This is a genomic window from Agrobacterium tumefaciens, from assembly GCF_005221325.1.
Taxonomy (GTDB): domain Bacteria; phylum Pseudomonadota; class Alphaproteobacteria; order Rhizobiales; family Rhizobiaceae; genus Agrobacterium.
In genome coordinates this window covers 138,014-157,057 of sequence record NZ_CP039893.1, presented here as the reverse complement: position 1 = coordinate 157,057, position 19,044 = coordinate 138,014, and the positions used below count along the sequence as shown (strand labels likewise).

General features: G+C 55.4%; 17 protein-coding genes and 1 pseudogene. 6 read left to right on the top strand and 12 right to left on the bottom strand.

The window, feature by feature from the left end:
• Positions 1-721: 721 nt before the first annotated feature.
• Positions 722-1,828 carry a glycerophosphodiester phosphodiesterase family protein gene (locus CFBP5499_RS29560; RefSeq protein ID WP_233284299.1) on the top strand — a complete coding sequence of 369 codons (1,107 nt, stop codon included), beginning with the start codon at positions 722-724 and terminating at the stop codon, positions 1,826-1,828.
• A 394-nt stretch (positions 1,829-2,222) separates the two neighbouring features.
• On the opposite strand, the gene CFBP5499_RS30315 is transcribed toward CFBP5499_RS29560, so the two are convergent.
• Complete coding sequence (locus tag CFBP5499_RS30315) at positions 2,223-2,381, bottom strand: hypothetical protein (RefSeq protein ID WP_175416948.1); 159 nt, start codon at positions 2,379-2,381, stop codon at positions 2,223-2,225.
• On the opposite strand from CFBP5499_RS30315, the gene tnpB reads away from it, so the two are divergent.
• Together tnpB and CFBP5499_RS29545 are read left to right on the top strand one after the other, a co-directional pair.
• The gene (gene tnpB, locus CFBP5499_RS30870; protein ID WP_244557735.1) at positions 2,380-3,177 is read left to right on the top strand and encodes an IS66 family insertion sequence element accessory protein TnpB; all 798 of its coding nucleotides are present in this window, start codon (positions 2,380-2,382) and stop codon (positions 3,175-3,177) included. The genes CFBP5499_RS30315 and tnpB overlap by 2 nt on opposite strands.
• Positions 3,178-3,186: 9 nt before the next feature.
• Positions 3,187-4,057, top strand: a pseudogene (locus tag CFBP5499_RS29545) (IS66 family transposase); the annotation flags it as partial.
• A gap of 287 nt (positions 4,058-4,344) precedes the next feature.
• Here CFBP5499_RS29545 and CFBP5499_RS29535 read toward each other — a convergent pair.
• The 11 genes from CFBP5499_RS29535 to CFBP5499_RS29485 all read right to left on the bottom strand — a co-directional run bounded on the left by CFBP5499_RS29535 (position 4,345) and on the right by CFBP5499_RS29485 (position 14,436).
• A complete protein-coding gene (locus CFBP5499_RS29535; protein WP_158523317.1) occupies positions 4,345-4,662 on the bottom strand; it encodes a transposase in 318 nt (105 codons plus the stop codon).
• Positions 4,663-4,844: 182 nt separating this feature from the next.
• On the bottom strand, positions 4,845-5,825 hold the full coding sequence (locus CFBP5499_RS29530) for a DUF4432 family protein (protein ID WP_080830668.1): 981 nt from the start codon (positions 5,823-5,825) through the stop codon (positions 4,845-4,847).
• A 52-nt stretch (positions 5,826-5,877) separates the two neighbouring features.
• Entirely contained in the window at positions 5,878-6,387 is a 510-nt protein-coding gene (locus tag CFBP5499_RS29525) for an NUDIX hydrolase (RefSeq protein WP_080830669.1), read from the bottom strand.
• 232 nt (positions 6,388-6,619) lie between these two features.
• On the bottom strand, positions 6,620-7,438 hold the full coding sequence (locus CFBP5499_RS29520; protein ID WP_172690342.1) for an inositol monophosphatase family protein: 819 nt from the start codon (positions 7,436-7,438) through the stop codon (positions 6,620-6,622).
• A complete protein-coding gene (locus CFBP5499_RS29515) occupies positions 7,431-8,231 on the bottom strand; it encodes a glycerophosphodiester phosphodiesterase (RefSeq protein ID WP_080830670.1) in 801 nt (266 codons plus the stop codon). Before CFBP5499_RS29515 ends, CFBP5499_RS29520 begins: the two co-directional genes overlap by 8 nt.
• 15 nt (positions 8,232-8,246) lie before the next feature.
• Positions 8,247-9,107 (bottom strand): ABC transporter permease, encoded by an 861-nt coding sequence (locus CFBP5499_RS29510; RefSeq protein WP_080830671.1) that lies wholly within the window; start codon positions 9,105-9,107, stop codon positions 8,247-8,249.
• A complete protein-coding gene (locus tag CFBP5499_RS29505; protein WP_080830672.1) occupies positions 9,097-10,026 on the bottom strand; it encodes an ABC transporter permease in 930 nt (309 codons plus the stop codon). The genes CFBP5499_RS29510 and CFBP5499_RS29505 overlap by 11 nt, the downstream gene beginning before the upstream one ends.
• Positions 10,023-11,042: an ABC transporter ATP-binding protein gene (locus CFBP5499_RS29500; RefSeq protein WP_080830673.1), complete on the bottom strand. Its 1,020-nt coding sequence runs from the start codon at positions 11,040-11,042 to the stop codon at positions 10,023-10,025. The genes CFBP5499_RS29505 and CFBP5499_RS29500 overlap by 4 nt, the downstream gene beginning before the upstream one ends.
• Positions 11,039-11,977 (bottom strand): ABC transporter ATP-binding protein, encoded by a 939-nt coding sequence (locus CFBP5499_RS29495; RefSeq protein WP_172690363.1) that lies wholly within the window; start codon positions 11,975-11,977, stop codon positions 11,039-11,041. Before CFBP5499_RS29495 ends, CFBP5499_RS29500 begins: the two co-directional genes overlap by 4 nt.
• Positions 11,978-12,035: 58 nt before the next feature.
• Entirely contained in the window at positions 12,036-13,601 is a 1,566-nt protein-coding gene (locus CFBP5499_RS29490; protein WP_137066588.1) for an ABC transporter substrate-binding protein, read from the bottom strand.
• A 58-nt stretch (positions 13,602-13,659) separates the two neighbouring features.
• A complete protein-coding gene (locus CFBP5499_RS29485; RefSeq protein WP_068950882.1) occupies positions 13,660-14,436 on the bottom strand; it encodes a DeoR/GlpR family DNA-binding transcription regulator in 777 nt (258 codons plus the stop codon).
• A 554-nt stretch (positions 14,437-14,990) separates the two neighbouring features.
• Here CFBP5499_RS29485 and CFBP5499_RS29475 point away from each other — a divergent pair.
• The 3 genes from CFBP5499_RS29475 to traR all read left to right on the top strand — a co-directional run bounded on the left by CFBP5499_RS29475 (position 14,991) and on the right by traR (position 18,993).
• Positions 14,991-16,643 carry a Na/Pi cotransporter family protein gene (locus tag CFBP5499_RS29475; protein WP_080830675.1) on the top strand — a complete coding sequence of 551 codons (1,653 nt, stop codon included), beginning with the start codon at positions 14,991-14,993 and terminating at the stop codon, positions 16,641-16,643.
• Between the two features lie 58 nt (positions 16,644-16,701).
• Positions 16,702-18,168 (top strand): sucrose phosphorylase, encoded by a 1,467-nt coding sequence (gene gtfA / locus CFBP5499_RS29470; protein WP_080830676.1) that lies wholly within the window; start codon positions 16,702-16,704, stop codon positions 18,166-18,168.
• A 120-nt stretch (positions 18,169-18,288) separates the two neighbouring features.
• Positions 18,289-18,993: an autoinducer-binding transcriptional regulator TraR gene (gene traR / locus CFBP5499_RS29465; RefSeq protein ID WP_080830677.1), complete on the top strand. Its 705-nt coding sequence runs from the start codon at positions 18,289-18,291 to the stop codon at positions 18,991-18,993.
• The last annotated feature ends 51 nt before the right edge of the window (positions 18,994-19,044 follow it).

The following is a 19,044-nucleotide window of genomic DNA, read 5'->3' as shown; positions in this document are numbered from 1 at the left end:
TTTTGAATATAAGTTCAGTTATATCTCATAATTAAATGGGCTTCGGTGCCCCTATTATTGGTGACTCAATAGCATCAATCACGGGATTTTTTTTGAATTGATTGCGTCCAATCTCAGCACCGAAATATTTCGCCTTTCTACCCCATTAGACTATCTATCGTGATAGTGGATTTGTTACAAATGGGACCCGCCGCCGACAGAGGCGTGATGTCAGGCCAGAACTTTGAAAACTTGCGCAACTATCGTATAGTGGCCGACAAATTGACGCCGACCTAACTGACTGCTTAGCATTTGAGTGAATTACGCAAGGTAATGCGCTACACTGAATTATTAGCTCAAACTGTCCCATGTTATATATTATATGAGTGTATATTTTTCGCTTATTTATATGCGCCCAACAATTTTTTTGTCACTTAAGGGTCGAAATTACTGCAATTCCAATCTTGCATCTTGGAAATTCACTTCGGTTCGCAAATGGCTGTGAATGTAAGAATACTTTGTAATTCACGCATCCCAACGTGTTGTGACCTCCCTTTTTTTGCAGGTGCTTTGTCAGCGTAAGCCACACAAGGTGGAAGGAACCGTTTGGCCAGCTTGGACGCTTCACTGGGATCTACCAGAAAACGTTACTCCCCTTGAAGTTCTCGCACGCCATTCTGTCCCGAGGCTTCTAGAGCGGCTCGAGGAAAATCTGGCCTTACAAGTCATTGAGCACAGAGGAATGTTCAATTTAGGAAAACGAATTCAAGAATGCACCGCGAGCTCATTGTTGACCGCGCTGTGCAAAGGAGGACGCAATCTGAGCGAGTTGGACGTCTGTTTAACTTTAGATAACGTACCTATCGTTTCTCATGATCTTAACACTTGGCGAGTGTCTGAAAATTTGGGAGATAAGCTCTTCAACAAAATTCACTCATCAGCCATCAAGGATGTGCCTGTTATTATTCGAGAAGTGTCAAATGGGGTAATACAAGATCAGTATCTTGAAACCGTTGATCATATTCCCTTTTTAGACGAACTATTAAGGAAAGTATTTTCGGCTAATCCAGATGCCACCATTTTCCTAGACGGTAGGAACTATGAGGCTCACGTGATTGTGGCTTGGCTTAGCCACCGACCGGAATACCATCAAAGAGTTGTCGTACTTTTCTATACATTCGAATACCTAAACGGTGCTGCCTTCGTCGATGCAATTTTAAAAGCTCAGCCCGCATCTGATTGGAGGAAATCAATCGCTTTAATGCCCGCTGTTTTTCCTGAAGAACTTTGCAGACTAGCCTGTTTGCGTCAAGTTACTGAACCTACCGTTGATGATTTGTATTTGGCAGGCAAAGCCTGGATTGATTCCATTCTAATGCAAGACATGCGGATTGTGGCGATACATGTTGTTTTCTCCAGGGTAACCAGAAACTTGTTGGGCCAAGTTATCGATAAAGATGTCTTGTTAGCTTTCGATTCAGATGAAGCCGCAGTGAGGCTCGCGTATTACGTAAAGGAAGATGCGATGATCAGAGCTAAACGCCCCCACCTGAAGTTTGCAGCGGTCAATAGATGCTATGACTTCGCTGCCTCTCTGGAGTGCGGCGAGCGGGGAGAGTTCTCCATCGACATTAAAACAGGCAGGGCTCGACGTCATGAGACAGACGAGCGGAAACACTTACGTTGGAGAAAAGGAACACCAGGAAATTCGGCAACGATTGCGGACTGGGTAATCTCAGACCGATCTGAAGATGAAATGGCTGTCTGGGAATGGCGAAATCAAGGCATTGATCGTGAAGTTTCTCATCTCAGCCCCCATCTGGACGTCAATGTAGACACGTCGAAATAAAGATATCCGAATTAGCATAATTTGTTTATTGCTTTCGTCTATCAATATGATTGATTGTAATTGTCGTCTTATTAAAAATGTACTTTTTATTTTATAATAAAGTTTCGTATATATACATTTTTGGCTTGAATATAAACTGGTAAATACTGTTTCTTTTTCTCTAGATTGAACATCATACTCATTGCTGATCCATATAGATTTCCCGAACATGAAGCCATTTACAATTGAATATATCCTGCCGCCGCCGCTTTGCACCCGCCGCCGCTTTGCACCCGGTCGAGCTTGCACATCGCGAGGCATTCCGCCACCTGGTTTCAAAATTATTCCACCTTTAATTTTTCTTGCTGTTTCGTTTGTCTGCGAGGTAATAACCATCCGGCCTAGACTGCGGACCTCATGATCTTGGCTCATCAGCGATGATGCGTTGGATCTTTTCCGGATCACATTGCTCGTCGATCAGGAACTGCCGAACACCTCCGAAAGCCTTGCAGGCTCTCCGTATCCATTCGCCGAAGGCCGTCTGTCCTGATGTGGTGATTGGCTTTAAGTCCATGGCTTATGTCATGCGCTACAGTGATTTCCCCATTGAGGTCTTGTCCGTCGACGATCTTGGTCGTCGGCGGGATTGGTCTGACGCGGAGAAGGTTCGGATCGTTGAAGAGAGCCTGCAGGGATTTCGGCAGGGCTCGGCGACGGCGCGGCGTTATGGATTGTCGCGGTCCTTGTTGACGGCTTGGCGTCGTCAATATCGGAGCGGGCTTCTGAGTGGTTCCGCGCCAACAACCTTCGTGCGACTTTCGATTTCGCCACCGGCGGCGACATCTAGCGAGGTGGTCTCCCCGCCGCGATCTGAAGACGACAAGACGATCGAGATCGGCCTGCGGAACGGCCGACGGCTGACGATCCTGGCCTCGCTTGATCCGACCATTCTTGCCCGTCGTGGATGGGTCATGATCGCCTTTCCGGCCAAGGTGAAGGTGTGGATCGCGGGCGGGGTGGCGGACATGCGTCGCGGCATGAACAGCCTGGCGCTGAATGTGCAACAAGGTCTTGGCCGTGATCCTCGTGGCGGCGAAGTCTTCCGCTTCAGGGAGCGCAAGGGTGATCTGATCAAAGTCCTCTGGCATGACGGCGTCGGCATGTCGCTTTACATAAAGCGCCTTGAAGCTGGCAAATTCATCTGGCCGGTCAGCCAGAACGGGTCGGCCGTGCCGGTGTCGGCGGCGCAGTTGGGATATCTCCTGGAAGGGATCGACTCCGCAATCGACGCTGGGCGCAACGACCTGCGACGGCGGGCTGATCGCTATCATTCCTCTGTTTTGTTGGGCTTTCTGCATGCGACATGGTAGCTTTCGGCCATGGATGATGCTGCTTCGGAGATAGCCAGACTGCGCGCCGCGCTTGCGGCATCGGAAGCGCGCGTCGCCTCCGCCGAGGCCGATCTCGCACAGGTGCGCGCCGTCGTGATGACGTCCGAGGCAATGATCCGGCGCCTCAAGCTCGAGATCGCAAAAAATGCGCCGCGAGCAATATGGCCAGAGTTCGGAACGGGGCGCCCGGCTGATCGACCAGATGGAATTACAGCTCGAAGAACTCGAGGCCGACGCCACCGAGGATAAGATCGCGGCTGAACGCGTGGCAGAGAAGATCACAAATGTCTCCGCCTTCGAACGCCGTCGGCCGGCCCTCAAGCCGTTTCCTGACCATCTGCCGCGGGAGCGCCTGATCATCGAAGCCCCATCGACTTCCACCTGCTGCGGCTCAGCCCGGATCGTCAAGATGGGAGAGGACGTCACCGAGACGCTGGAGGCGATCCCGCGCCCGTGGAAGGTGATCCAGACGGTGCGCGAGAATATCAGCCAGCCACCGGCGCCCTTCCATGCGACCCCGAGGGGATGGACGGGACCGAACTTGCTGGCGACGATCTTGTTTGAGAAGTTCGGCCAACATCAGCCGTTGAACCGCCAAGCTGAGCGCTACGCTAGGGAAGGCGTCGATCTCAGTCTTTCCACGCTTGCCGATCAGGTCGGAGCCTGCGCGACGACGCTGCAGCCGATCCATGATCTAATCCGCGCCCATGTGCTGGCCGCCGAGCCGCTGCATGGTGACGACACCACCGTGCCGCTTCTGGTTAGGGGAGCAATAAGGCAGGCACGGTTATGGACTTACGTGCGCGATGACCGGCCCTTCGCCGGCGGCGCGCCTCCTGCGGCACTCTTCCACTTCTCTCCCGAATTGACGCAGGGCTTGGAAGGATGCTCGCCTGAGCCGACGCTGCGCAGAACTATTACGACAGCTTTGATTTCCTTTCGCCGGCCAAGACTGGGCCAACACAGTGGCCGCCTATCGGCTTTTCTCCAACCCAAATGTTAAGGAGGGCGAAATCCTCAACGGCCATCTCGCCCCGACAACTCAACGCTATGATGCTTCCAAAGGTCCGATCCTGGTGCTGGAGGACACGACCGAATTCACCTATCAGCGCCGTAGTCCACATGCCATCGGCTTTATGAAGAGCGTCAACAGTGGCCGTGACAGACAGGAGCGGCTGCACCACTACGGTTAGCGGGATATTGATCCGTTCGAGCCTTGCGGTGACCTTGGATTGATATGTTTGCGTGGCACCAACGGCTGAAGCGCAAGTGTACGGCCTTCCACTTGCCGTAGCGTCCTGGCAGGTCGCGCAATTGCGCGCCAGAGTCCAAAAACCAAATACAACCAACGATAAACGACCGGTTGTCCAAGCCAGTGCATCGCGGATCATCAGCTTTGCCCGGTGGCAACGCCGAAATCTTTGACCACTGAACATCGCTCAATTCATATCCCCTGGCTGCCATCCACAGACCTCCGTGCCTCAATACGGTAGCATATGAATAGGCCTTCAAGCAATTTAGGCCCCCCGGATGTCGATTGGTCCTAGCCTCATAACACCAATTTTCGTACAGCGCTCTATGTAATTCGAGTACTTTGACAGTCCCGCTGCTGCAAGAAAACGTCCCAGCAAAAAGCGCTTCAACTTCTATTTAAGTCTCAGATCGTTTAGCTCAATTCGCAAGGAGTGACTGATGCTTTCCCCGAATTGAACCAGTGGATGGTTTTCGGCCCAGTCTGTTCGAGGCTCTATGCCGAGTGCGAATAACCCCGACTGGTATGCACGCCAGACTGCTAGTTTAGGCAGATGGGCGTGGCTGTATGTCAGGCCAACGGAGATGCCGAGGGCAGGATTAGCTAGCAAGATCGGATCGGTTTCGAGAACCTGGTTGCTATCCACTACATCGACTTTTTCACCGTATTTATCATTCGGAGCGGGTGGGTCTAACAGCATTTTTGCCAAGAGATGTTCGGGCAGCCCGGTTATCTCCAGATCCTCATCCAGGAAGGGGTACCCGTAGTTCAGGTGGTAAATGATTGCGTGATACGTGGGAACAAAACCTCGGTTCGTGACCGTATCGTTGATATCCAGCACTGACCCAAAGATGGGCAGGGTTAAGCGTCGGCGCAACTCGATCGTTTCACCAAAGACGCAAGCCTGTCTAACCAAACCCTCGCAAAACACGTCTCCGGATTCAGGGTCTACACCATATCTCATCAGTCTCGCCTTCTCAGTCGAAATCCGGCCGTGGTGCGGCACTTTCTTCGATTTCAGGTGCGGATGATTGTAGTGGGAAATGTCTATCTCGCGCGGTCGACTGATGTGATCAAGGCCGCAGGTCACCATGAAGCCATCGAAGTTGCGCATGAAGCCCCATCCCTCCTCCGAGCCGGGATCGACTGTGGGAAATCGCATTTGCGTGGGCGAGTGCCACCCGATATTGATGCCTTTGAAAGAAAGGCTGGCAATGTCGAAACCACGATCGACCGCCACTTCGAACGCCACCCCAGTCGCGTTGCGGGCAATCAGAATGCGTTGGCCGCGGCCGGGGCCATCATCCAGCGTCGTAAGTCGTATGTCCGCGACACCTCTTAGATCAGGCGTTTTCTTAAGCAGGTTGATATCCATATTGCCCTCTTTAGTTCGTCACGCACGGCAGCCGTTCCCAACCCAACGTTGCTCAGGACGACGTTGGTTCAGGTTCGGTGTGGTATTGCAGGTTGTTGAAAAGTCGTCGTAACCCAGTCTCATCTACAGCTAGCGCTGCCTCGGCCGGTGAGAACCACTTGAGTTGACGCTGGCCTTTCTCGGGAAAGCCTTCCTCAAGTTCGGATACAGACAGGAGATGGACTTGAACCAGGCACGGGAAGATTTCATCTTTCGAAACCTTCTTCAGGTAGCTGAAGTGCCCGAACGGCGTCTTCTGTATATGGCCACGCACGCCAGCTTCTTCCCAGGCTTCTTGCCGGGCAACCTGATGCAGTTTCTTTTTTCGCATCGGCCAACCCTTAGGGATTACCCAACGCCCGCTGTCGCGGCTCGTGATCAAGAGGACTTCGATCTCGTCGCTACCTTTGCAAATCCGCCTGTAGCAGATCGCAGCGCATTGGGTTTTAACCTCATCCTTCGCGAGATCCGTAACGAACGGGAGGGGTGCGAAAGGTCCGGGCTTAGGAGCTTTACTCGACATCAGACCCCTTGGCTTTCACACGGGTGTCACGGAAACCCTTTAGGTAAAGTATTGGGCCGGGCGGTAGATCAAAGGCTTGCAAATTGGTGTTCCAAAAACACACGGCGCGAAAGAACCACGACGTCGGATACGGGTTGATGCGGCGCCGCGAAAGTCCGCGTCGCCTTTGGGTTTATTGTAGTGGCTGAAAAGCGCGCAGATTTGTGCATTGGTCGTTCAGCCCACTATGCGGTTAAGCGGCGGCTGAAAGGTTCTGCAGCAATGGTCTGGCTCTGGTCAGGAATTCTTTGCTGCCACATACGAAGCGGAGCTTTTGAGACAGTTCGATCCGATCCCAGTCAATTGTGTGAGAAGCACCAAGACCTGCCAGGATAGGCAGAGCCGCCATGACGTCCCACGTTGAATCTCCCACTGACACGTAGCCATCCGTCTCCCCCATCATAACCTCGATGAGCGAGAGGGTGGCGGATCCGCAGAACCGGAAGCTGATCTGCAGCTCGTCCGAAATAAAGCGGATTACTTCCAGCCGGTCGGCTGTTGGTACCGAAGGATGGAAGCTAAATCCGGTTGATGCTCGCGACATGTCGAGGGCCGGCAGCGGCTTGATCGGTTTACCATTAAGGAGCGGTTCGACCGATTTGCCTCCAACAAGCATCAGGTCCCGGACTGGAGCGAAAATGGCACCGAACGCGGGCCGCCGATTCTCGTAAAGACCGATCGAAACCGCCCAGTTTTGCCCCCCACGCACGAAGTTGAACGTTCCGTCGATTGGATCAATAACCCAGATGCGGCCCGACGTTCCTGTGATTTCGCCGCCTTCCTCACCAAAAATCCCGTCATCCGGGAAGGCTCCTTGCAGTCTGGCAATCAGGAATTCCTCAACCTGCTTGTCCGCCTGGGTCACGAGGTCCAGATGGCCCTTCTTTTCGACGGGAAGGTCTGCCAGGGATTCAAAATGGCTCAAGGCCAGTTTGCCAGCTTCCCTAGCGATGTCTTCAACAATCGCCTCAAACGGACGCGCGGAAAGAGTCGTAGGAGCCATCTCAACCATGGGCTCTGTCCCTGATCTTTGCCACTTGCGCGACGTCATCGCCCAGGAGCTGATCCAACTGACCTCCACGAACCCATTGAACGACCTGAGCTTCAATATCGACGCCATATTTCAGCAGTTTCTCGTGGTAGTCCGCCGGTAGGTAGCAGAATGCGGCGAAGCCCTCTTCGTGAAGCTGGCGAGCCTCTCCACTGGCGAAGTGGTAGATTTCGATGTTCATGGCGTCGAGATTGGCCTGGCGCGCAAGAGCTGCAGGGTCGATCAGACGCGAATGCATGAGACCGACGGTCGGCACGTCTGGGATTGCCTGCTTAACAGCCTTCAGTTGCACGTAGTCGAAAGAGGAAAACTGCAGAAGGTCTGCACAGCCCAGCTCGTCGATCAGTGCCCTCAGCTTCGGGAAGAACACATCGTTCGCGTCGTAGATCTTGAGCTCCAGCTGGTAGATGATACCGAGTTCACGGGCGAGCTGCAGCGCCTCCTTCAGCAACGGCACACGTTCACCGCTGAATTGCTCGCCAAACCAGCTGCCGGCGTCGAGCTTGCACAGTTCGGAATACGTCATGTTCTGCACCAGACCGTGGCCGTTGGTGGTGCGGTCGACCGTCTCGTCGTGAATCAGGACAAGTTCGCCGTCGCGGGTAATTCCTAGATCGGTTTCACAAGTGACGTGTTGGCCACCGAATTCGAATGCCTTCCTGAACGCTGCGAGGGTGTTTTCGGGAGCACCGGCACTATGGCCTCTGTGACCGCCAAGACGTATCGTCTCAGGTGTCATTCTGAGTGGATTCATTTTAGTTCCTTTCATTTAACGCAGCCGCGCGTCGAAACGATCGCGCAAATAGTCGCCGAGCAGGCTTATGGACAAGGTGGTGAGCACAATAACGACGCCGGGCAAGGCGATGAGCCACCATGCAATTGCGATGTAGCTTCTCCCGTCAGCAACCATAAGCCCGAGGCTTGTCTCTGGAGGTTGAATTCCAAGCCCTAGAAAGCTCAGCCCGCTTTCCAAGATGATGATTTCGGGGAAGTTCAAAGTGATCTGAACGATAAGTGGTCCCGCAATGTTTGGGAGAACATGTCGCAGATAAATTCGCAGGGATGGAACGCCGACAATCCGGGCAGCTTCAGCATATCCCTCCTGGTTGGCGCTCAGAACAAGGCCACGCGTGAGGCGTGCATAGCGCTCAAATGACGCGACGCCCACGAGCATCAGAAGTATGAGCGGACTAGACCCGAGAAAGGCCAGCACGCCGAGGGCGAAAATGATGAAGGGCACCGACGCTTTCGCATCCGCAAATCCCATGATCGCGTTGTCGACCCAGCCGCCGAAGTGGGCAGTCACGAATCCGAGGCTTGTACCAATAAACGCGCAGATCAAAGAGCCGAGAAGTGCAATCATCAAAGACGTCTGGGTTGCAACCAAGATATTGCTGAGGACATCGCGACCAAGATAATCGGTCCCCAGCAGATGTCCCGGCGCACCGGGCGGCGCAAAGCGGGCAAGAGGTGACTGCTGAAGATAATCAAAAGGGCTGATCCACTGTGCCGTCACACCCACCAAGAAGACGACAGCTATCCAGATCAGGCACAGCCAGATACTGACCGGAATCCGGCTGGCAGATTTCAGAAATTGCCTTTTCGGCGAAGCGAGCGTGTTAGTGGTCATTTTTTTGAAGCCTGATTTTAGGGTTCAGCACGGCGTAGAGAACATCAACGATCAGATTGACCGTGACCATGAAGGCCGTGAAGAGAAGGATCATCGCCTGAACCACATTGAGGTCGCTTAAGGTTATGGCCCGCACAAACCCGCTGCCCAGTCCTGGCCAGGCAAACACGGTCTCCACAATCGCCGACCCGCCCAGCAAACCGGCCGCCACAAAACCCAACATGGTCACCATCGGGATTGCGGCGTTGGGTAGTGCGTGGCGAATAACCACCTCCCACTTTGGGATGCCATCCGCACGAGCCGCGGCGATATACGGCTGTTCCAAAACTTCGATGAGCGCGGAGCGCGCGAAGCGTGCGATCGCGGCGGCATTTACGAGGCCAAATGTTGCCACGGGCAGGATTGCGTGTTGCCAGGTGGAACTGCCGGAGCTCGGCAGCACACGTAGCCAGACAGCGAACACAAAAATGAGCGTGAGTCCGAGGAGGAAGTTGGGCACACTGTATCCGAGGACGGCCCCTGCCATAACAGACGTGTCGGCTGCACTATCACGACGCATCGCCGCGACGATTCCTGCCGGAATACCGACAAGCAGACTCAATATGAATGCTGATATCGTCAGCGTCAGCGTTTTCGGGACGCGCTCCGCAATGACGGCGAATACTTCGCGACCATCTGCCGCCGACACCCCAAAATCACCCCTGAGCGCATGGGCGACATAGATCAGGAACTGCTCGGGGATCGACCTGTCCAAGCCCCATGCCGTCCGGAATGCCGTTAACGCTTCTGGTGTCGCGTTCTCGCCCAACATCGAACGGGCTGGATCGCCGCCCAACCTGAGAATAATAAAGACGAACGTCACGGTCAGGATGAGCACAGCCATTGCCCGGACCAGGCGCCCAAGTATGAAGTTCATCATTGCGCCACCTCCGCGTGCTGCGCCAGACCGACCGGTGAATCTATCGATCGGGCGAATTCCTCCCCCCTGTGACACGCTGCCATTTGTCCCGCGATTGGCCGCAGCGCTGGGGTTTCGGTCACGCATCTATCGATCGCGAACGGGCAGCGAGACCGAAAGGCACAGCCATTCATAACCTTCCCGACGTCAAGTTCCCCCTTGATGGGCGGTTCTATATTTCGGACAGTCGGGTCCATCGTCGGGACAGAGGCAAGCAGCGCTCGCGTATAGGGATGTCGCGGCCACTCATAGACAGATTTTATATCACCGGTTTCCACGACACGGCCGAGATACATGACGGCGATGCGATCGACGAGATGACGAACGATGCGCAGATCGTGCGTGATGAAGACATAAGCGAGATCCAGCTCCGTCCAGAGAGACCGCAGGAGCGCAACGACCTGAGCTTGTACCGAGACGTCGAGAGCCGATACCGCCTCATCGAACACGACCAGCTTTGGATCGAGGATAAGTGCGCGTGCGATAACGACGCGCTGCCGTTGGCCACCCGACATCTGGTGCGGATAGCGGTTCATCATTGCACTTGAGAGACCGACACGGTCGAGCATGGCCGCAGCCCGATCCCGCGCTCCTGTGCGGTCTGCGACGCGGTGCACCCATACGGCTTCAGCCACCTGCTCGCCGATTGTCATTTGCGGATTAAGGGCGGAAAGCGGGTTTTGCTGTACCAGGGATGTTTCCTTGCGAAACGCCGACCAGTCTCGCGATGTGCGATCCTTGTGCGCAATCCCGTCGAACAAGACTTCGCCCTCGGTTGCGGAAGCCAGTCCAAGGAGAAGTCGACCGAGTGTCGATTTCCCGCTGCCGGATTCTCCCACCACACCTATGCGTTCGCGTCGAGCGAGTTCAAGATTGATGGAGTTCACCGCAACGTGCACGGACCGTTTCGTGAACAGTCCGGATTTCAATCGGAATACCTTGGTGACGTCTCGGGCTTGAAGAAGAGGCGTACTCATGGGCTCACCGGATGATAACAGGCGGCATCATGGAGCGGGCCGACATTGATAGAACCGGGAAAGCTGGCGATGCATTGCTCGTTCGCGCGAGGACACCGCGGATGGTAGTAGCATCCGGCAGGAAGGTTATCGAGAAGGGGTACGGACCCTGGAATCGGTATTGGCGGTTCGAGATCGTCCGGGTCGATTGTCGGCATGCAGCCGATCAGGGCGCGAGCATAAGGATGCGCGGCACGCTCCAGCAACTCAACGACCGGGGCTGTCTCGACGATCTTGCCGCAATACATTACCGCTGCACGATCGGCCAGGCGAGCAATCACGCCCAGATCGTGTGACACGATCAGAAGCGCCATGCCCGTCTCTGATCTGAGCTCTTCCAGAAGATGGAGTATCTGGGCCTGCGTCGTCACGTCGAGTGCCGTCGTGGGTTCATCGGCGATCATGAGTTTTGGCTTGGCGGCGAGTGCGTGCGCGATCATTACGCGCTGGTTCATGCCGCCCGAGAACTCGTGCGGGTAGGACCGCAGGCGGCTTTTGGCGCGGTCAATTCCGACACGCTCTAGAAGGCGCATGGCTTCCAGCCGCGCATCGTTACCCTTCAGTCCTTGATGACGATAGAGACTGGATTCCAGATAGTAGCCAATCGAATGCACTGGATTGAGGCTACTCGTCGGATCTTGGTAGATCATCGCGATAGTCGGCTTACCATCAGCTCGCTGATCGACGTCCAAATTGATGGAACCACTCGTTTGAACAATCCCCCGTGGTAACGCCTTTGCTATGGCATAGCAGGTCATGCTCTTCCCGCAGCCGGATTCGCCGACGAGTCCGAGCGTCTGACCCGCATCCAGCGAGAAACTGACACGGTTTATGATGGTGATGTCTCGCGCCGGTACCTGAACGACCAGATCGCGAACTGTTAGTAGACTTGACAACTCAAACTCCTCCCGAAGGCGGCGCGCGTCTGCAACGCGCGCCAACCCGCTAGCGCGTTCAGCCGAAGCTGAGATTGTTGCGGAACTCCATCATTTCGAAGCTCACGGGCTTCCAGTGGACATCCTTGCGCGCGGCGTAGACGTCGTAGGGCTGGTAGAGAATGACGGCTGGCGCCTCTTCTTCGAAGATGTCCCGCATACGATTGTAGGCGTCGAAGCGTTCCTTACCGTTTGGCAGGATAGTCACCTTCTCGCATAGCTCATTGAACTCGGCCGGTGCCTTCCAACCCCAACGTTTTTGAACCTGACCGCTGGGTCCGAACTCGGGAACGATTGTGGCGTATGCATCCGTCATCCACTGCCCGTTTGACCAATTTCTCATCCAGGTCTGGTTGTCGGGAGGAAAGCTGCCTGGGGCGTAGGTTTTCATGACCACATTGACGCCGATCTGCTTCCACATTTCGATCATCATCATCAACGCGGGCATGGCGTTGGCGTAGTAGTTGCCCATCGTGTGGTAGGTGATTGGCGTACCGTCGTAACCGCTTTCCTTCACCAGGCGCTTGGCTTCCTCGACGTTGTATTCCATGGCGCGCCGATTTCGATCGAAGGTTTCGCCATAGTTCGGGAAGTTAAAGCCGGCGGGAATATCGGCCAGCTTCTTCCAAAGGGCTTCGACCATCACCGGCCTGTCGACCGCCAGGGCTAGAGCGCGACGCAGCTTCTTATCCTTGAAAACGTCCTGGTTCATGTTGAAGGTGAACATGTGGAAGTTCTCGATCAGCGTTCCACGTGTTTCCAGGTCGGGGTAGCTGTTTACGAGCTGGATATCGTCCGGCGTGAGCGTGGTAATGATATCATATTCGCCGCTGATCAGTCCTGCGACGCGGGTAGCGGGCTCGGGGACGATCTGATAGGTGATCTTCGAGGCTGTCGGCTTTGCACCCCAGTAGTCATCGTTCGCTTCGAGCACGACACGGTCGCCGGCGACGAACTCAACAAACTTATACGGACCCGTTCCGAGCGGTTTGTTGCCGAAGGCGACCGCTCCAAGTTTCTTATAATATTCCTTCGGAACGATGCGGCTCATCCAGGATGCCGCATAAGTTTCTATGAGATAGCTGGGGGTCTTAGTTCGTAGCACGATCGTGTACTTGTCCTCGACGACGGGTTCGTCGAAGGCGAGCGAGTAGGACTTGCCGAGCGGGATTGTCTTGATCGCTTCCGGCCCCCATAGCCGTTCCGAGGAGAATGTGTATGCGACATCGTCTGCCGTCATCTCCACGCCGTCGTGGAACTTGACCCTCTGGCGCAGTTTGAAGCGCACCGATTTGTCATCAATCCGTTCCCAGCTCTCGGCGAGCGCCGGCACCAGTTCGATAGCATTGCCGGGCGCTCCCTTGGCAAAGAAATCACGCGCAATCAGCGTGTCGAAGATCTGATTGACAATGCGGGGACCGACATTGCTAATCGCATTCACCGGCTCCAGCGAGTTCGGCAATCCGTTTACTCCGAGCCGAAGCTCCCGGCGTTCCTGCGCGAAGGCGAACCTGACGCCTGCAGTTGAAGCGACCGCTATTGCAGCGGTGCCCATCATAAAATGCCTGCGATTGGTCTTAAGCATTTAGTTGTCCTCCCAGATCGGTGTGAATGTGGCTGATATTTTCGTGCGAGCTTCGAACCTAATTCGCGATAACGAACTTCTTCCGCAGCTTTTCAGGTACTGTCTCGATAATGCTTCGGGTTCCGGCGTCGGTGACAATGACACCGATATCCTCGATCCTGGCAGTTACCGAGAGGCTCGATTTGGTGAACTTCGAGTGGTCCGCAACAACGATCACGCGGCTCGAAACCTCGATCATGGCGCGGGCGACACTCGCATTCACTGGCGACGAGGTGCATATCAATCCGCGGTCAATATCGATTGACGCGGCATTGAGAATGAGTTTGTCAACATTGAACTGCCGAATGAACTGTTCGGCCAGAGGGCCCCGAAAAGAGCGGTTCGTGTCGGTATATTCTCCTCCGACCGAATAGATGCTCTGCCCTTCACCCCGGGTCAGTTCCTCAACGATGTCGAGACCGTTCGAAATGAAGGTGAGGTTCCGGCGCCCGGCAAGCGTCCTCGCGACCTCCAGTGCCGTTGTACCGGCATCGAGGAGAACCGTGTCGCCATCGACAATCATTCCGGCGACGACGGCCGCAATGGCCGCTTTCTCAGTCTGATTCCAGACCGCACGGGCGGCGTTGGGCTTGTCCTGAGCGACTTGGGTTACACTGACAGCACCGCCGTGGGTCCTGCGCAAAAGTCCAGCCTCATGGAGTTCGCTGAGATCTCGCCGGGCAGTCGCCACAGAAATCTGAAAGTGCTCCGTTAGCTTGCCGATAGGCAGAAACTGCTCGCTACGCAACAGCTCGACGATTTTTGCCTGACGGTCTTGAGTCGAGTTAAACACCAGCGCTTCCCTTTGGTAGAAAAATGATCTATATCGCTCACATTATGAGCGGAATCGTTCTTCGTCAAATGAAAGTTTCATGACAGTGTTGCTGCGATGCAGCAGATGGTTAGAGCAGTTATCAATCGAATTCTCGAAAAAAACAGAAAATGATTCTCCCCGAAACCATTGTTATAGTGAGCGAAATCAATCAGGCTGGCAGGGACAGGCAAGAGTTGGGCGAGAGAAAAATATGACGGACTTTAATGAGATGTCGGGCGGCGTTGAGAACCTGGCAGCCAACTCACCTCTTTTTCGCAAGCCAGCAAAACGAGTCGACATCAGTTCAATCCTGCCCGCGGAGCGGCGCGGGCAGGATGCCGGTGGGCAGCGATCCTCCCTGCTCGCCCACCGGCTCCTTCGCCGAAAGACGGCTAAACCGAGCCCATTATGGAGAGCAACCACGCGCGTCAGGTCAAAATCCAACATAGCAGATAGCCTACTTCGTACGCCGCCGCATCCAGCGGGTGTCTCATCGGTGGAAGCCGCTACGCAAAGATCTTGGTGAGGAGCATAGGTTGGAATCGACCATCGTCATGATCAACCTGTTCGGGGCCGTGGCATTGCTGCTGTTCGGTCTGGCTCAGGTCAAGGATGGTGTCTCGCGCGCACTTGGTTCAAAGCTAAGAACCGGTCTTGCCACCGGGACGAAAAGCAGCGTCCGATCGTTCCTGACGGGTTTCGTTGCGACCGTTGCGCTTCAGAGTTCCACAGCGACCGCGCTTATGGTTTCGTCGTTCGTTGAGCGGGAATTGATAAAGCCACGCATGGCGCAGGTCGTGCTGCTTGGAGCCAATGTCGGTACGGCTATCACAGCCTGGATCGTTGCGACCGGCATTGAGTGGATTTCACCGTTCCTGTTGGTTGTGGGCATCATTCTTTATCGAGGTGGCTCGATCTCCCGCCAAGGCGCTGGCACGGCAATGATAGGTATCGCGCTGATGCTGCTCTCGTTGCATCTTCTCAGCGCAGCGACCGAACCCTTACGCCATTCTCAGGCGCTTGGAGCCTTCATCGGGCTGCTCGACGACGCGTGGCCTGTCGCGATGATCTTTGCCGCAATGATCGCATTTGTGTCATCTTCAAGCCTTGCCGCGGTCGTCCTCATCCTGTCATTATCTACGACCGGCCTTCTGTCTGGTGGCCTTGTTGTCGCTCTGGTTCTCGGGGCCAATCTGGGAGGTGCTATCCCGCCGGTGATTGCTGCTCTGTCGGGGCCGGCAGCCTCCAGACGAGTTACGTTGGGCAATCTGATAGTTCGGGCGATTGGCTGCGTGCTCACTCTGCCCGCGGCCAGCATTTTGGCCGACTGGCTTTCGATGTTGCCCCTCCCCTACGCCAAGCTACCAGTCGATGCGCATCTGGCCTTCAACATCGCTCTGGCGCTCCTGGCCTGGCCATTTTCCAAACTCCTCGCGCGCTGGATGACCATCCTGATCCCCGAGCAGGCCCAGACGGAGAACACCCCCAAATTTCTGGATTCGGATGAACTTTCGACGCCGATCGTGGCCCTCACCACCGCTTCACGCGAGGTGCTTGGTGTAGGAGATCTGATCGAACGAATGCTCCTGAAAGTGTCGGACGCCTTTGAACGGAACAATGCCGCCAGGCTCAGGGATATCTCGCCGCTCGAACGTCAGGTCGACCGGCTGCAGCAAGAGGTCAAAGTCTATCTCTCGAAACTCGGGCGAGCCGGACTGTCTGAAGATGAAGGTCGCCGTTCCATCGTCATCATCGACTACGCCATCAACCTCGAGCACATCGGTGACATCATTGAAAAGGGTCTTCTGCCCGAAGTCACCAAGAAGATCGGGCAAGGCCTCAGATTCTCCGAGGACGGGTTTGCCGAGCTTCATCAGCTTTTCCAGCTGACCATCGACAATCTCAGGATCGCCCAGACGATTCTCATCACCCGTGACGTCAACCTCGCAAAACAACTTATGGAGCGAAAGATCGAGGTGCGCCACATGGAGAAACGGTCTTCGGAGCGACACCTTGAGCGATTGCGCGACGGGCGGGCGGACAGCCTGCAGACGAGCTCCCTTCATCTCGACATCCTGCGTGATCTCAAACGTATCAACGCCCATATCGTTTCCGTCGCGCATCCGATCATGGACGAACAGGGACTGCTTGGAGAAAGCCGTCTCCTCACTGGCAATTCAACTAACTGACGGACCACAACGACCCATACACCCTCCTCAGTGGAGCGCCGCAGACGAAGAGTTCCAAATGAAGAACAGAGTATACCTTATCACCTACGTCGACCGGTTAAGCGGAGGCGGCTTACCGGAGTTGAGGGCTTTGCTCGACGGGAAGCTGCAAGGCCTGTTCGGCGGTGTCCATGCCTTGCCATTCTTCGATCCTACCGACGGTGCTGATGCCGGGTTCGATCCCACCGATCACACGTTTGTCGATCCTCGCCTCGGCAACTGGGATGACGTGCGCGGCCTAGCCGGTTCCGTGGAGATCATGGCCGATCTCATTGTCAACCATGTCTCGGCGCAATCGAGCTGGTTCCAGGACTTCATCGCAAAAGGGCCTGAATCAGAATTTGCAGACATGTTCATGACATTCGGCAAGGTCTTTCCGCGTGGTACCAGCGAGCAGGACCTCCTGAATATCTATCGGCCGCGCCCCGGCCTGCCGTTTTCTAAAGTGGCGCTCGCCGATGGCAGCCAGCGGATGCTCTGGACGACATTCACCCCGCAGCAGATCGACATCGACGTCCAGAGTGCCCATGGTTCCTCATATCTCGAGACCATCCTCGAACGCTTTGCTGAAGCCAAGGTGACGGCAATCCGCCTCGACGCTGCGGGCTACGCCTTCAAGAAGGCTGGAACCAGTTGCTTCATGATCGACGAAACCTACGCGTTCCTGGGAGAACTGGCGGGAACGGCCCGTGACCGCCGAAGGGAGGTGCTGGTCGAAATTCACAGTTACTATCGCGACCAGATCGAAATCGCCAGGAAAGTCGATCGAGTCTACGATTTTGTGCTGCCGCCATTGATATTGCATTCGCTGTTCACGGGCGACGCGACACCGTTGGCACGTTGGCTTGAGATCAGTCCGCGCAACGCGATCACCGTCCTCGATACCCATGACGGGATCCGCGTCATCGATGTCGGCGCGCATGGCGACGGGCGACCCGGCCTTCTGGAGCCGCATGCGATCGACCATCTGGTCGAAGAGATCCACAGGCGCTCGGAGGGGCAGAGCCGTTTGGCAACAGGCGCCGCAGCTTCGAACCTCGATCTCTATCAGGTCAATTGCACCTATTACGACGCGCTGGGCCGCAGCGACCACGACTACCTCGTCGCCCGTGCAATCCAGTTCTTCGCACCCGGCATTCCGCAAATCTACTATGTCGGTTTGTTGGGCGGGACCAACGTCATGGAATCGCTGAAAAAAACGGGCGTCGGACGTGACATCAATCGGCATTTTTACGAGGATCGCGAAATTGATCTCGCGCTTGAAACCCCTTTAGTTCAACGACTGTCGGACTTGATCCGCTTCCGTAACACCCATCCGGCCTTCAACGGATCGTTCAAGGCGGCAATCGATGCCGCCGGAAGCCTTGTTTTGAGCTGGACCGTCGACGCCGAGTTCGCCGAGTTGACAGTTTCGTTCACTCAAAGCAAGGCGATAATCACGGCTTCAGGCTGCAGCGATTTCACTTTCTCGGGAGAGGTCACATGAACAACCTGATGGGGACAGGAAGCAATAACCCACCCAACGTTCAGCCATTGATGTCCTTAATAAACTGTCGGACGGACAACGACGACAAGGATACTGACGACGATTAGATGGAGGTTACGAATGCAGACCTGGCTGGAAAAGTTGACTGATCTCGCCGCAATCGAGGGCGATGAATCCATCCTGAAGACCGGGCTGGCGGATGTCGCCGACCATTTCGGCTTTACCGGTTACGCCTATCTCCACATCCAGCACAAGCATATCATCGCCATGACCAACTATCATCCAGACTGGCGATCGCTCTATTTCGACAGGAAATTCGACGCGCTCGACCCGGTCGTCAAACGCGCAAGATCCAGGAAGCATATCTTCGCCTGGTCCGGCGAGCAGGAACGGCCGGGACTATCGAAGGAAGAACGTGCCTTCTATGCTCATGCAGCCGATTTCGGAATCCGCTCCGGCATCACCATTCCCATCAGGACCGCCAACGGCTCCATGTCGATGTTCACGCTGGCATCCGAGAAGCCGGCGATCGACCTCGATCGGCAGATCGATGCGGTTGCCGCAGCGGCCACTGTCGGGCAACTGCATGCCCGCATCTCGTTCCTGCGCACCACGCCCACTGCCGAAAATGCCGCATGGCTCGATCCGAAAGAGGCGACCTATCTGAGATGGATTGCTGTCGGAATGACAATGGAAGAGATCGCCGACGTGGAGGGGGTCAAGTACAACAGCGTCCGTGTCAAGCTCCGCGAGGTCATGAAGCGCTTCGACGTCCGCTCCAAAGCGCATCTCACCGCGCTCGCAATCCGACGAAAGCTCATTTGAGGGTTGACCCAGTCCAGCGGTCAACGCATCAGTCGTGATGTGGCGGGGCGA